We start from the raw sequence: 13187 nt of genomic DNA, 5'->3' as shown, positions 1-13187 counted from the left end.
TTAGCGCGGCAGGGATAGCACATGGCTACTGTTTAGGCTCCGCGCATTGCGCGTCGCGTTTCCCTGCGCCCATTTCGAACGTGGCGGTCATGGGGGGCGGCTGCGTTCGTGTCGAATCGACTTCAAGGATATGAAGCAGGAGCATTGCATGAAAGGTATTCAACTCTGCGCAAGGCCGCTTGGCCTCAGCGCACTGGCGCTATTGTGCGCCGCCAGCGGTGCGCATGCCGACAACGCGTCGCGTACGTTCAGCAACCCGCCCGAACTGGGCCAAAGCGAGCCCACCCGGCAAACCGCACGTGGCACCCTGCTGATGCAGGCCGCACCCGACAGCACGCCGCAACCGAATGTCCATGCTGGCCACGAGCGCCTGCTGGATCTGGTGATCAAGTACACCAACGCGACGATCTTTGACCCGGCCACTGGCAGGGACGTACCGGTCAAGCTGCGCAGCTACACCGGCACCGGTGTCGACGAAAAACGCCCCTTCGTGGCACCGACCATCGACGTTGAGCCCGGCGATACCGTGCGGGTTAATCTCGACAACCAACTGGAAGCCGACCCGAGCTGCACCAGTGGCGAGCACACGCCGGATGAGCCGCACTGCTTCAACGGCACCAACCTGCACTCCCATGGCCTGTGGGTCAGCCCGTCGGGTAACAGCGACAACGTGTTGCTGTCGATCAACCCGCAGGTGAAGTTCCAGTACGAGTACAACATCCCTGCCGACCACCCGGCCGGCACCTTCTGGTATCACCCGCACCGCCATGGTTCCACTGCGCTCCAGGTGGGCAGCGGCATGGCCGGGGCCTTGATCATTCGGGGCGATCGGCCGCCGACCGAGCAAAGCAACGGTGATATCGACACCCTGCTCAAGCCATCGCCAGAGCAACCGTTCAACGAGCGCTTGCTGGTGCTGCAACAGATCCCCTACGCCTGCGCCGACAAGGACGGCAAGTTGCCGGAGGGCGACCCGAAGTGGAACTGCACCGGGGATGAGATCGGTGTGGTCGAGTCGTACGACCAGTTCGGGCCCAAGGACTGGGGCAAGTCGGGCCGCTTTACCAGCGTGAACGGTGCAGTGCAGCCTGTGTTCGAGGCCAAACAGGGCCAGTTCGAGCGCTGGCGTCTGGTGCATGCCGGCGTGCGTGAAACGGTCACCCTGCAGTTCCTGAAAATGAATGAGGCGGCCAAGTCGCGGATTGCCCAGGGGGTAGCGGCGGACAAATCCGACGCGTTTATCGGCGAAAGCTGCAAAGGCGAGCGGGTGCCGTTCAACCTGATCGCTGCCGACGGCCTGACCCTGGCCAACGCCCAGGAACTGCCGCAGGTGACCTTGCAGCCGGGTTATCGCTTCGATTTGATGGTGGCGTTCCCTGAACCCGGTTTTTACTGCGTGGTTGATGGCAGTGAAACTGCATCAGGCAACGTCAGCCAGGTGAAGAGCGATCGTCAACTGTTGGGCTTTGTCGAGGTCAAGGCGGGCGGGGCGAGCACCGCCAAGGCCTCGCTGACCGATGTGCTGGTTGCTGCCGCCCAGCGCAGCGACTATGCCGCCCCGGTCAAGACGCAGGTCGTTGATGACCTGAAAAAAGGCCTGCTGCTGACCAAGTTCGTGCCGCATAAAACCATCGAGGAGTCGGAGCTGATCAAGGACCAGCAGCAACTGGTGTTCCTGATCGACACCCGCACCGAGGACACCAAGTTCGCGGTCGGCACCACGGCGGCAAACGCCGTACCCTATGTGCCGGGTGATATCCCGCGCAAATTGACCTTGGGCGATGCGCAAAAATGGGTGCTGAGTTCGGCCTACGCCAGCCACCCGTTCCACATCCACGTGAACCCGTTCCAGATTCAGAAGATCCTCAACGAAGACGGCACCGACCTGAGTGCGCCGGGGGCTGTGGACAAGGATGGCGATACCCAGTTTGCCGGGCTACGAGGCGTGTGGAAGGACACTCTGTTCGTGAAGGGACCGGTCGGTGAATTCGACCCCATCACCAACAAGAAGGGCCTCTACACCCTGTATGTGAACACCCGCTACCAGCGTTACATCGGCGAATACGTGCTGCACTGCCACATCCTCGATCACGAGGACCAGGGCATGATGCAGAACGTGCAGATTTCGTTGCCGGATGGCGCAGGAGGTCGGGCGGAATCGGCCCATGGCAGCATGAAACACTGACGGCTGGCGTCAGCTGAGTAGCCAGTACGCGCCCCGGCATTGCGCTGGGGCGCGTGCTTTCTGGCTTAGTGCAGCTTCAGGCGTGGCTCGGTGCCACGACCGATGCGGCTGCCGAGCATCATCATCAGGGTGCGGAAGGTGCCGTACAGCGCCATCTGGTGCATGCGGTACAGCGACACGTAGAACATCCGCGCCAACCAGCCTTCAAGCATCACGCTACCGGTCAGGTTGCCCATCAGGTTGCCAACTGCAGAGAACTTCGACAGCGACACCAGCGAGCCGTAGTCGCGGTATTCGTAGGTTGGCAGGGCTTTGCCTTCCAGGCGTGCCTTCAAGCTTTTGACCAACATCGATGCTTGCTGGTGCGCGGCTTGTGCACGCGGTGGCACGTTGCGGTCGCTGCCCGGTTGTGGGCAGGCGGCGCAGTCGCCGAAGGCGAAGATGTTGTCATCCTGGGTCGTTTGCAGGGTAGGGCGGACCACCAACTGGTTGATGCGGTTGGTTTCCAGGCCGTCGATGTCCTTGAGGAACGACGGCGCGCGGATGCCGGCAGCCCAGACTTTCAGGCTGGCCTCGATCACCTCGCCATTGCTGGTTTTCAGGCAGTCTTCGGTCACTTCGCTGACGGCGGCATTGGTCATCACGGTAACGCCGAGTTTTTCCAGGGTCTTGTGCACCGGCACGCTGATACGTTCGGGCAGGGCTGGCAGTACCCGCGGGCCGGCTTCGATCAGGGTGATGTGCATGTCTTGCGGCTGGATGCGGTCCAGGCCGTAGGCAGCCAGTTCGTGCGCGGCGTGGTGCAGTTCGGCGGCAAGCTCTACCCCGGTGGCACCGGCGCCGACGATGGCGACGCTGATTTTCGCGTTGGCCTGGTCACCGGCATGGGCGCGCAGGTAGTGGTTGAGCAGTTGCTGGTGGAAGCGCTCGGCCTGCTTGCGGGTGTCGAGGAACAGGCAATGCTGCGCCGCGCCCAGGGTGCCGAAGTCGTTGGTGTTGCTGCCCACGGCGATGACCAGCGTGTCATAGCCCAGGGTGCGTGCAGGCAGCAGCTCGCGGCCGTCCTCGTCGAGGGTGGCGGCCAGCTGGATCTGCTGGGTGGCGCGCTCCAGGCCGCTCATGCGGCCGAGCTGGAACTCGAAATGATTCCACTTGGCCTGGGCCACGTAGTTCAGTTCGTCTTCGGAGGAGTTCAGCGAGCCGGCGGCGACTTCGTGCAGCAGCGGTTTCCAGATGTGGGTCAGGTTGGCATCGACCAGGGTGATGCTGGCGCTGCCGCGCTTGCCCAGGGTTTTACCCAGGCGGGTCGCCAGTTCCAGGCCGCCGGCGCCGCCGCCGACAATCACGATACGGTGAGTCATGGGGATATCTCATAAGGTTTACGGAATTCGGTTCTCTAGAGGCCGGCCACAGGGGGCGGGCGTTTTGGGCGAGCGCAAGGCAGCTCATAGCACCATGTAACTCAAGAGGCGGCTCAACAGGCCCAGGGCAATCGTCACGAACACCACCAGCAAAAGGAGCAGCCAGGGCCGGAAAGGCTTGCGCTCGACTTGGTGCTGGGGGGCTCGCAGGTACTCATCGACACGTCGCTGGTCATCGGGATTCAGGCGGCTGGTCATGGTGGCCTCGTCAGGTAGACGCTTGTGACTGTGGGAAAGCTACAGCGTTCACTGTAGTCGCTTGCAAGGCGCCCACCTGACGGTCAATAGGGAGTGTTGGTCGCGAATGATTGCGCTTTGTATCATCGGCGCCGGTTTTTTGCCATCCCGCTTTCGCCGGGGACCGATCAGAGGCTGATGCCGACGTCGAAAACGATGCTGCGCCCGAGGTTGCCACGCAGGAAGTCGGGGGCGTCCGGGTGGGCGAACAACACGCGGGCGAAGGTCGGGCCTACCAATGACAGCGAGCGCCAGCCTTGGCGCAGGTATTCGGTGGGCGGGGGGAAATGGCTGTTGAGGTCGAGCACTTCGCGCTTGAGGCTGGCGAAGGCGATGATGTCCAGTTCGCTCAGGTCCAGCCCGCGTTCCTGGTAGTTGTGGGCTTTTTTGCGCAGGGTGGGGGCCAGGCGTTGCAGCAGCTCTTGTGCGCTGATGCGTCGGGGGCGGGCTTCGCGGCGTACCAGTTGGCTGAGGGAGAAGGCGCTGCGGCGGCGTTGCAGTTCCTCGCGCCATTCATCGTTGAGGCGCCGGCCTTCGTCGAGGACGAAAAATACTTCGAAGGCGGCATCGCGGAACAGCACGTCTGGTGGTTCCTGGCCGGCGGCGGCGAAGTCTTCGCTGCGGTAGGGAATGTTCAGGCCTTGCAGCAGGCGCTGGCAGACCCAACGCTCACGCTCCCATTTGCGGGCATTGGAGAGAAACGCATTGGCTTGTTCGGCCTGAATGGTGAGCAGGCGCAGGTAGTCTGAGTCATCCATGGGAACAAGCTTAGCGTTCAAATTGTGATAGCTGGTAGAGCGTTAAGGATTATTGTTGGTGTGGGCTGTGGCCAATAGCGACTGTTTGGCGAAAACCTCAGTGGGAGCTGGCCTTGCCAGCGATGAGGCCGGTATTGCTAGCTAAAAAACTGTGGCTGCTGTGCAACCAATCGCCGGCAATGCCGGCTCCCACAGGGTAGTGAGGTCTCCTGGGCAGGCTCGGTGTAGACTGCCTCCATACCAAAAACAGAAGGTCGCGCACCGTGATTGGCGCTCAAGTCCTGTCCGATCAAAGCCTGGTTCTCGGTTGGCTCGCGTATGCCCCGCTGTTGGCCTGGGCCATCTGGCGCTCGCCGTGGGTCGAGCTGTTCACCGACCGTCGCCGCCAGCACCTGCTGTTCGGCACCATCTTCGCGCTGTTTGCACTCTGGCTGGTACGGCGCGATTTCGACACCGGCGTGTCGTACCACTTCATCGGCATGACCGCGGTGACCCTGCTGCTCGACTGGCCGCTGGCAATCCTCGGCGGCTTCATCGCGCAAGTGGGGTTGGTTGCCTTGGGCCGCCAAGACCTCTCGGCCATGGGCGTCAACGGCCTGCTGCTGATCGCGCTACCGGTGCTGGTCACCGAAATCTGCGCAATCCTGGTCGAGCGCGCACAGCCGCGAAACCTGTTCGTCTATATCTTCGTGTCGGGATTTTTCGCCGCCGCGCTGGCCGCTTTGCTGTGCCTGTTGGCCAGCCTGGGCCTGCTCTGGCTGGACGGCCTGTTCGCCATGCCGGAGTGGCTGGAGGACTTTATCGGCTACCTCTGGCTGATCATCTTCCCCGAGGCCTTCATCAACGGCATGGTGATCAGCGCCCTGGTGGTGTTCTGCCCGGAGTGGCTGGAGACGTTCAACAGGACCCGCTACCTGCAGGCCCCATGGAAAGATGACGATCCTCAGTGACGCGGGTCCAGCTCGCCAGAGAACAGTTCGTCCTCGGCATCCGGGGCTACCGGGATCTTGTGTTCTTCAGAGGCCCAGGCCCCCAGGTCGATCAGTTTGCAGCGGTCGGAACAGAATGGCCGGAACGTGCTGGCCGCCGTCCATTCCACAGGGGCGCCGCAGGTAGGGCAGTCAACGGTGGTGGGTTGGCTCATGGTTGGCCTCCTCGTAAAGTCAGATAAAAGTGGTGCAAGCGGTCGACCTCCGAGCGCAACCAGTCAAGGTCACGGTCGTTGACCAGCACATCGTGGGCATGGCGCAGGCGCTCTTCGCGGCTGGTCTGGGCCGCCAGAATCGCCTGGACCTGCTCGGGGCTGGTCTGGTCGCGTTGCAAGGTACGTTCTATCTGCAAGGCCTGGGGCGCGTCGATCACCAGAAGGCGATCGGTACGCTGGTATTGGCCTGATTCGATCATCAGCGGCGAGACGAACACCGCGTAGGGCGATTCGGCCTTGGCCAGATAACTGAAGATTTCCTGGCCAATCAGCGGATGCAGCAACGCCTCAAGCCAGCGACGCTGCTCCGGGTCGGCAAAGATCAGTTGGCGCAGCGCGGCGCGGTCGAGCTGACCGTCGCTTTGCAACACCCCAGGGCCGAAGCGTTCGACGATGCTGGCCAGCGCCGGACGACCGGGCTCGACCACCCAGCGGGCGGCCTGATCGGCGTCCACCAGGTGCACACCCAGTTCGACGAAGCGTTGTGCGGCGGCGCTCTTGCCGCTGCCGATGCCGCCGGTCAGGCCGAGAATCCAGGGGGTGAAGGCGGGCGTGCTCATCAGAATCCAAATTGCAGATAGGAAGTGGTTATTTGACCACCCCAGAGCAGCGCGATCCAGCCCGCGATGGCCAGGTAAGGACCAAAGGGGATAGGCGTGCCTGCCTGCTGGCCACGCATGCGCAATAAAACCAGGCCCAGCAGGGCACCGACCAGCGACGACAGCAGCAGTACCAGCGGCAGCACTTGCCAGCCACCCCAGGCACCGAGCAGGGCCAGCAACTTGAAATCGCCGTAGCCCATGCCTTCCTTGCCGGTGATCAACTTGAACAACCAATACACTGACCACAGGCTCAGGTAGCCGAACACCGCCCCCCACAGTGCTTCTTCGAGCGGCACGAACAACCCGAAGGCGTTGACGATCAGGCCCAGCCACAGCAGCGGCAATACCAGGGCATCGGGGAGCAACTGGTGTTCGATATCGATCAGGCTCATCGACAGCAGCCCCCAGCTCAACAGCATGAATGCTGCGGCGCTGGCGCTGAAGCCGAAGTGCCAGGCGGCGAACAGGGCAAGCCCGGCGCTGGTCAGCTCCACCAGCGGATAGCGCGGGCTGATCGGTGCCTTGCAACTGGCGCACCGCCCGCGCAGGCAGAGGTAGCTGATGACCGGGATGTTCTCCCACGCACGAATCTGGTGTTCGCAGTGCGGGCAGCGCGAGGCGGGCAGGAACAAGTCGAAGCGCGGCGAGCTTTGCGCCGGAAGCTCGAGCGCTTCACGGGCTTCGGCGCGCCATTGGCGGTCGAGCATCAGCGGCAGGCGGTGCACCAGCACATTGAGAAAACTGCCGACGATCAGCCCCAGCACACTGGCGGCGATCAGGTAGGCCAGCGGCTGGCTGGCAAAGAAGTCCCACACATTCATTTCAGATCACGTCGCCCAGTTTGAAAATCGGCAGGTACATGGCGATCACCAGGCTGCCGACCATCAGCCCGAGTATCAGCACGATCAGCGGTTCGAGCAGGCTGGCCAGCTTGTCCAGCAGGTGGTCGATGGCCTGCTCATGGTGACCGGCGATGCGCTTGAGCATATCGTCCAGCGTGCCGGAAGTCTCGCCGATGCCGCACATCTGCACGCTTAAAGGTGGGAACAGCGGGTTGGCGCGCATGGCGGCGCTCAGTGAGCTGCCGCTGGCGAGTGCTTGGCGCAGCCGCTGGATGGCCTGTTCGTAGAGGGCATTGCCACTGGCGCTGGCCACCGGGCCGAGTGCCTCCAGCAACGGTACTCCCGCAGCGAAGGCGGTCGACAGCGTGCGGGCAAAGCGCGCCATGGCCGCGTGCTGCAGCAGTGCGCCGAGAATCGGCAATTGCATGGCGTGTTGCAGGGCCCACAGGCGAAAGGCCGGACGCTTCTGATAGGCCTGCCTGGCGGCCAGCACCGTCCCGACCGTCATCCCCAGCATCAATAGCAGGTGATTGCCGAGCCAGTCGGCCAGGTGAATCACCGCCTGGGTAAAGGCTGGCAACTGCGCGCCGAAGCCGGCAAACAGGCTCTCGAACTGCGGCACCACCTTGAGTAGCAGCAACGCCGCGACGCCGAAACCGACCATCAGCACCAGCATCGGGTAGATCATTGCCTTCTTCATGCGCGCGCGCAGGGCTTCGCGTTTTTCCTGGTAGGTGGCCAACTCGTCCAGCAGGGTATCGAGGCGCCCGGTCAGTTCGCCTACGGCGATCAGGTTGCAGTACAACGCATCGAAGTGGCGCGGGTGTTTGCGCAACGCATCGGCCAGGCTATTGCCGGCATTGATATCGGTTTTGAGGGCGTTGACCAGCGTTTGCAGGGCCGGGTTGTTGCAGCCTTCGGCGATGATGTCGAAGCCTTGCAGCAGCGGGATGCCGGCCTGGAACAGCGTGGCGAGCTGGCGGCTGAACTGGGTGAGGTCCTTGCTGCTCAGGGTGGCGGGCAGTTTCAGGCTGAAGTTGTGCTGTGTGCGGACCTGGGTGGGGCGGATGCCGCGCTGGCGTAGCAGGTTCTTGATCAGGGCGGGGCTGTGGCCCTGGTTGTGGCCGCTGACGCGGGCGCCGGTGCGGTCGATGCCTTGCCAGGTGTAGGTGCGGGTCTTGGTGGTCATCGCGACTTCCTTGCTGCGGTTGACGTTCACAAAACTGGAAACAGCTCGGGCCGGCAGTGCTGCCCGGTGAGCACTAGAGTAGTCGAGCCAGGTTGGTGCATTGCCAACAGCAGGGTGACAAAAGGTGTCCGTTGGGGCCTACTGGCGCGCCTGTCGCACAGGGTGGCTTGCGGGCGGAATTTGAAAGTATTTGTTTAAGGGGAAGTGCGTCCATGAAAGGGCAACGCGGTATTACATTGATCGAACTGATGATTGTGGTTGCGATCATCGGCATTCTGGCGACCATCGCCATGCCCATGTACACCAACCACCAGGCGCGGGCCAAGGCCACGGCGGGGCTGGCGGAAATTGCGGCCTTGAAGACGGCCTTTGAAGTGCGCCTGACCCAGGGCCAGGATGTCGCCAACGTTGCGGCATTGGGCGGCAAGGACAGCACGGCCAACTGCACCATCGTTGCCAGCGGCACGGCGGCGAGTGGTGCGGGGACGTTGGCTTGTACCTTGGTGGATGCGCCGGCACCGGTGGCGGGCAAGGTCTTGACCCTGACCCGTGCGGCGACGGGCTGGGCGTGCAGCACGGATATCGAGGCCGACCTGGCCCCGGCCGGCTGCACGGCACCGTGATATCACTGCGTTAATAGCTGTTGCGAAACAGTGATTTGCGTCGGCGCGGCGGCAGTGGTAGCGTTGCTGTCACGCCGGTGTAGCTCAGTCGGTAGAGCAGCGCACTCGTAACGCGAAGGTCGCAGGTTCGATTCCTGTCTCCGGCACCATCTTGTAGTTCCGAACGGCTAAACGCCGGATGCGGGACGGATCACCAAAGCCCGCCTAGTGCGGGCTTTGGTGTTTTTGACGGTTGATTTGCACAGGTCTATTTCAGTAGAGGCGTTTCGTAGCAATCATCACGATGCTTCACTCCTGTCATTTGGCTTATGCGTACTTTCTGATTTTGCCAAATCGAGTGACTTCCCCCCGTGCTCTGATTGAAGAGCAGCTGCACAGCTGTGAACCATAGCTGGCATAGGGGTTTACATAAAGCGATATCATCTGGTCAGAAACATAAAAATACTTGACGAATGCTTCGTTATGCTTGACATTTGCCGTGTTTTTTATTTCTCGCGGTGAAGGAAGAATTAGTATGCAAGTCAATCAAGACGATATAGTTGCGTTGATTGAGGCTGCATTAGATGCCAACTATTCTGACGTGAGAGCGGCTAGCAATAGAATTGCAAAATCTATAAGCAGTGACGATCTTGAATGTGCAAAAAAAATAAAATCCATTCTCAGGAAAAAAGGTGTTCCACTTCAAAGTTCAGGGTATATAGATAGTTTGCCAGTTGACTCTAAGTCACGAGCACCGCTACTGGAGGAAACCCAGTGGCCAGTAACACCGTTAGTGTTGAATCAAGAATCGCAGAATGTGTTTCAAACTTTTTTGTCAGATGTGATCAATGTTGATGAGCTTATTTCTCATGGTCTCTCTGGTCGTCTGAATTTTCTTCTCTCAGGTCCGCCTGGAACAGGTAAGTCGCTAGTTGCAGGGCATATCGCGGCACAGTTAAATAGGCCCTTGTATACGGTTAGGCTTGATTCGGTCATTTCTTCTTTGTTGGGCGATACAGCTAAAAATATAAGGCAAATTTTTGATTTCATACCTAAAAGAAATGGAGTTTTGTTTTTAGATGAGGTGGATGCAGTGGCCAAGCTTCGAGATGATCGCCATGAACTGGGAGAACTAAAACGTGTAGTTAATACTCTCATTCAGGGCCTTGACTCGCTAGATGATCACGCGGTTGTCATTGCGGCTACTAACCATTCAGGGTTGCTGGATCCTGCAATTTGGAGAAGATTTCCATATAAAATTGACTTTTCTGTTCCCGATCTTGAAATGAGGAAGGAGTTGTGGAAGCACTTTCTGTTTGTTGACGGCGGAGAGGAAAGCATGATCTTGATGCTCGCTAAGATATCTGATGGTCTTAGTGGCGGGGATATTGAGAGTTTGTCCTTGGCGGTAAGAAGGAAGTCAGTTCTCACGAAGTCAGATGTTAATATGGCCTCAGTTGTTGAAGCCACAATGAATAGTGCTCTTGGTAACACTGCTACCCCCGAAGGGGGGGAGTTGTCCACGTTTAAGAAAAAGAAAATTGCGACGATTCTTTATAAGTCCTATGGCGTTGCTCAGGTTGACTTGGCAAAAATATTATCGACTAGTCGCCAAACGATATCTGGCTATTTGAGAGAGTGATTTTATGGCTGAAGGTAATGGAAAACCAATAATCAACCCTGTGCTCAGCTTTTTGAGAGTGCCATCGCCCTCCGCAGTAAAAGGGGGGGGGAAGGGGAAGACGATATTCGCCAGGGTAGGCTTGATGCCCAAAGAAAAAAATTATCAAGAAGCTTTGAGCTACTTTCCGAAAAAGAGACTAGCATTAAGTTTCATGGTGATAGAGTACATCTGATCGTTAGGATGTTTTCTGACTCTCATGCTTCAACTTGGACGCCTAAGAATATATTTTCGAGCGAGTTTGGTTGTCGGATTGTGGCTCCAGCTTTTGATGGCTATCTGCTCGAAAGTGGGGTTGGTAGTTTTGAGGTGATGTCAAAAAGAATTAAGTCCGCCAGGTCTATTGTAACTAAGGTTGATATTTCCAGGGTTGAGTCGGTTGAGCTTTTTGATGTTGGGGAAATACTTCGGGGGAAGGGTGTTGAGGAGTTATGGGGCGACTTGAACGAAAGAAGTGCTAGACAATTCAGTTTTTGGTTTTTGCCATTCGCTCATAGAGATAGCAGAGAGTCGGTTGTCCGGGATTTTGAGAAGATTTGTAAGAAAAAAGGAGTTTCGCTGGGGGATAAGGAATTTTCCAATGTGTTCAGACAAGACTCTGAAGTCGTAGATGTTTCTATTGAAATTGACCCCGCTTTTGTGTCGATCTTCGAGAATTATATTGAAACGGGAGTCGGAGCTTTCTGCGCTGAAATTTCCTCGCTTGAAACTCTCAAGGAAATCGCAGCTTCGAGCACTACCTATAGAATCGAGCCGGTGTTTGGAATAAGTTCAAATTCAGCGCTTCCCGGAAATGGACCAGAGCCGAGTCTTGGAGGGGTTAACCCTGAAGGACTACCTATTGTTGTAGTTATAGATGGTGGTCGAACGGCATTGAGCTACGCACCATTTGAATACTGGGCTGCTCCTCCTTTGGTTGATAGTCACAGCGCAAATGGTATTCACGGGAATCAGGTTACTTCGTTGGTTTGTAATGGGTTTTCTTGGAATAATAAACTATCGTTACCTTCACTTAACTGTCGGTTTGTTACGGCTCAAGCAATTGCGAAATCTGGAACTCCGAAGCAACCTACGCAAAGTCAGTTTTTGAACTATTTGAGGGGGATTGCGAAGGAAACAAGTAGTTATGCGAAAGTTTGGAATCTCTCATTTAATGAGTTGATGCCCTCGGTGAACTCTTCGGAAATTAGCTACCTTGGTCACGAAATCAATAAGATTGCTCGCGAGTTTAATATTCTCCCAGTGATTTCTATTGGAAATATTTCTGGTGAGAATAAGTCAAGGCTGTGCGCTCCGGCGGACTGTGAGGGATCTCTGACAGTAAGCGGTCGTACCGCAGGTCTTTTTGGTACACCGGATAAGGCTTGCCCTATTAGTCTTAAGGGGCCAGCAGCGGCTGGAATGAAGAAGCCGGACGTTTCCTGGTTTTCGAAATTGCGTATGATCGGGGGAGTGGTAAATACAGGTACTAGCTACAGCGCACCACTCATATCCTCTCTGGCGGCACATACATTTGCAAGTCTAAAGGCTCCAACTCCAGATTTGGTAAGGGCATTGTTGATAAATGATGCGGAGCTGGATGGGCACTGCCCAGAGCTTGGGTGGGGCACTCCTTGGGCCAAGGATACAATGCCATGGGCATGTAAAGAGGGTACGGTTACCTTGGCTTGGGTATCTAAACTAAAGGCAGGGAGTGCGTACTACTGGAATGAATTACCCATACCTCCTGAAATGATATCAGATGGTAAGCTTGTCGGTAGAATATCCCTTACAGCTATTCTCAAGCCAATAGTCTCAGAGTTAGGTGGGGTAAATTACTTTTCGACTAGGCTTCAGGTTGCTCTGCAAGCTAGGGATCTGAAAGGTAAGATTGGAAATCTTTTGGGGACAATGCAAGAGGCAAAAATCAAAGAGTCAGATGCTAGGAAAGACCTCGCAAAGTGGAGTTCGATAAGGCGACATGCGAAACCATTTAATGGAAAGTCTGTGCAAAAAGGTTCGATGAGACTGCATGCGCGAATTTTTGCCCGTGATCTCTATCAATATGGTTTGAATGATCACCATGGACTTCCGGAGCAAGAAGTGGCATTTGTACTAACATTCCAATCTCCCAATGGGGAGCCCGGGATTTATAACTCAATGATTAATGAGCTGTCAGGGTACGTGGAAAATGCGACAAATATTGATCTTGGTGTTGAGGTCGATAACCGATAATTTAAAGTTTACTGGTTTTATATGTTTCATTATTTTGAGCTTGCAGGTTGTAACTAGTGGGGGTACTCTGGCTCGGTCGCGATTATGAGAGTGGCGACCGGGCGTGGAAACCCGTTTGAAAACTTGGCGCACATAGCGCCCCTATCACGATTGCAGGCGCTTTTTTGTGCTCGCTTTTTTGTGTTATGGCGGCCGTGTGTGGGCAGGCTTCGGCTTGGCCGGGTTCCAAGTTTCCGGGACTGTCAGATTTTT

Annotated in this window: 13 protein-coding genes and 1 tRNA gene; 7 read left to right on the top strand and 7 right to left on the bottom strand. The window is 57.4% G+C overall.

All coding sequences use genetic code 11. From position 1 onward, the window contains the following. The first annotated feature begins 148 nt into the window (after positions 1–148). The gene (locus M5G11_RS15225; protein ID WP_273910701.1) at positions 149–2185 is read left to right on the top strand and encodes a multicopper oxidase family protein; all 2037 of its coding nucleotides are present in this window, start codon (positions 149–151) and stop codon (positions 2183–2185) included. Positions 2186–2250: 65 nt separating this feature from the next. On the opposite strand, the gene M5G11_RS15220 is transcribed toward M5G11_RS15225, so the two are convergent. The 3 genes from M5G11_RS15220 to M5G11_RS15210 all read right to left on the bottom strand — a co-directional run bounded on the left by M5G11_RS15220 (position 2251) and on the right by M5G11_RS15210 (position 4601). Further along, positions 2251–3546 carry an NAD(P)/FAD-dependent oxidoreductase gene (locus M5G11_RS15220; protein ID WP_273910702.1) on the bottom strand — a complete coding sequence of 432 codons (1296 nt, stop codon included), beginning with the start codon at positions 3544–3546 and terminating at the stop codon, positions 2251–2253. Positions 3547–3630: 84 nt separating this feature from the next. Then, positions 3631–3804 (bottom strand): DUF3094 family protein, encoded by a 174-nt coding sequence (locus M5G11_RS15215; protein ID WP_273910703.1) that lies wholly within the window; start codon positions 3802–3804, stop codon positions 3631–3633. A gap of 167 nt (positions 3805–3971) precedes the next feature. Further along, positions 3972–4601, bottom strand: coding sequence for a DUF1780 domain-containing protein (locus M5G11_RS15210; protein ID WP_273910704.1), 630 nt, complete (start codon positions 4599–4601; stop codon positions 3972–3974). 263 nt (positions 4602–4864) lie between these two features. Between M5G11_RS15210 and M5G11_RS15205 the strand changes: the two genes are divergently transcribed. After that, positions 4865–5551 carry an energy-coupling factor ABC transporter permease gene (locus tag M5G11_RS15205; RefSeq protein ID WP_273910706.1) on the top strand — a complete coding sequence of 229 codons (687 nt, stop codon included), beginning with the start codon at positions 4865–4867 and terminating at the stop codon, positions 5549–5551. Here M5G11_RS15205 and yacG read toward each other — a convergent pair. Genes yacG through M5G11_RS15185 form a run of 4 tightly spaced genes read right to left on the bottom strand, consistent with a single transcriptional unit; the run spans position 5545 to position 8438 of the window. Further along, positions 5545–5745 carry a DNA gyrase inhibitor YacG gene (yacG, locus tag M5G11_RS15200; RefSeq protein ID WP_273910707.1) on the bottom strand — a complete coding sequence of 67 codons (201 nt, stop codon included), beginning with the start codon at positions 5743–5745 and terminating at the stop codon, positions 5545–5547. The two genes, M5G11_RS15205 and yacG, sit on opposite strands and share 7 nt — an antisense overlap. Next, positions 5742–6365, bottom strand: coding sequence for a dephospho-CoA kinase (coaE, locus tag M5G11_RS15195; RefSeq protein WP_273910709.1), 624 nt, complete (start codon positions 6363–6365; stop codon positions 5742–5744). The genes yacG and coaE overlap by 4 nt, the downstream gene beginning before the upstream one ends. Continuing rightward, positions 6365–7228, bottom strand: a complete 864-nt coding sequence (locus M5G11_RS15190) for a prepilin peptidase (protein ID WP_273910710.1) — start codon at positions 7226–7228, stop codon at positions 6365–6367. The genes coaE and M5G11_RS15190 overlap by 1 nt, the downstream gene beginning before the upstream one ends. A 1-nt stretch (position 7229) precedes the next feature. Continuing rightward, positions 7230–8438 carry a type II secretion system F family protein gene (locus tag M5G11_RS15185; RefSeq protein WP_273910712.1) on the bottom strand — a complete coding sequence of 403 codons (1209 nt, stop codon included), beginning with the start codon at positions 8436–8438 and terminating at the stop codon, positions 7230–7232. A gap of 212 nt (positions 8439–8650) precedes the next feature. Here M5G11_RS15185 and M5G11_RS15180 point away from each other — a divergent pair, with 212 nt between their 5' ends. The 5 genes from M5G11_RS15180 (at position 8651) to M5G11_RS15160 (ending at position 12935) form a co-directional block, all read left to right on the top strand. Beyond that, positions 8651–9061, top strand: a complete 411-nt coding sequence (locus M5G11_RS15180) for a pilin (protein WP_273910713.1) — start codon at positions 8651–8653, stop codon at positions 9059–9061. A gap of 73 nt (positions 9062–9134) precedes the next feature. Beyond that, positions 9135–9210 (top strand) — tRNA-Thr (locus tag M5G11_RS15175). 365 nt (positions 9211–9575) lie between these two features. After that, a complete protein-coding gene (locus tag M5G11_RS15170) occupies positions 9576–10682 on the top strand; it encodes an AAA family ATPase (RefSeq protein WP_273910714.1) in 1107 nt (368 codons plus the stop codon). Between the two features lie 4 nt (positions 10683–10686). After that, positions 10687–10896: a hypothetical protein gene (locus tag M5G11_RS15165; protein WP_273910715.1), complete on the top strand. Its 210-nt coding sequence runs from the start codon at positions 10687–10689 to the stop codon at positions 10894–10896. Between the two features lie 80 nt (positions 10897–10976). After that, positions 10977–12935 (top strand): S8 family serine peptidase, encoded by a 1959-nt coding sequence (locus M5G11_RS15160; protein ID WP_273910716.1) that lies wholly within the window; start codon positions 10977–10979, stop codon positions 12933–12935. The last annotated feature ends 252 nt before the right edge of the window (positions 12936–13187 follow it).

It is taken from the genome of Pseudomonas fontis (assembly GCF_028656955.1).
In the GTDB taxonomy this organism is placed as follows: Bacteria; Pseudomonadota; Gammaproteobacteria; order Pseudomonadales; family Pseudomonadaceae; genus Aquipseudomonas; species Aquipseudomonas fontis.
Note: the sequence above shows the minus strand (reverse complement) of the source record. Positions and strands in the feature narration are given on the sequence as shown.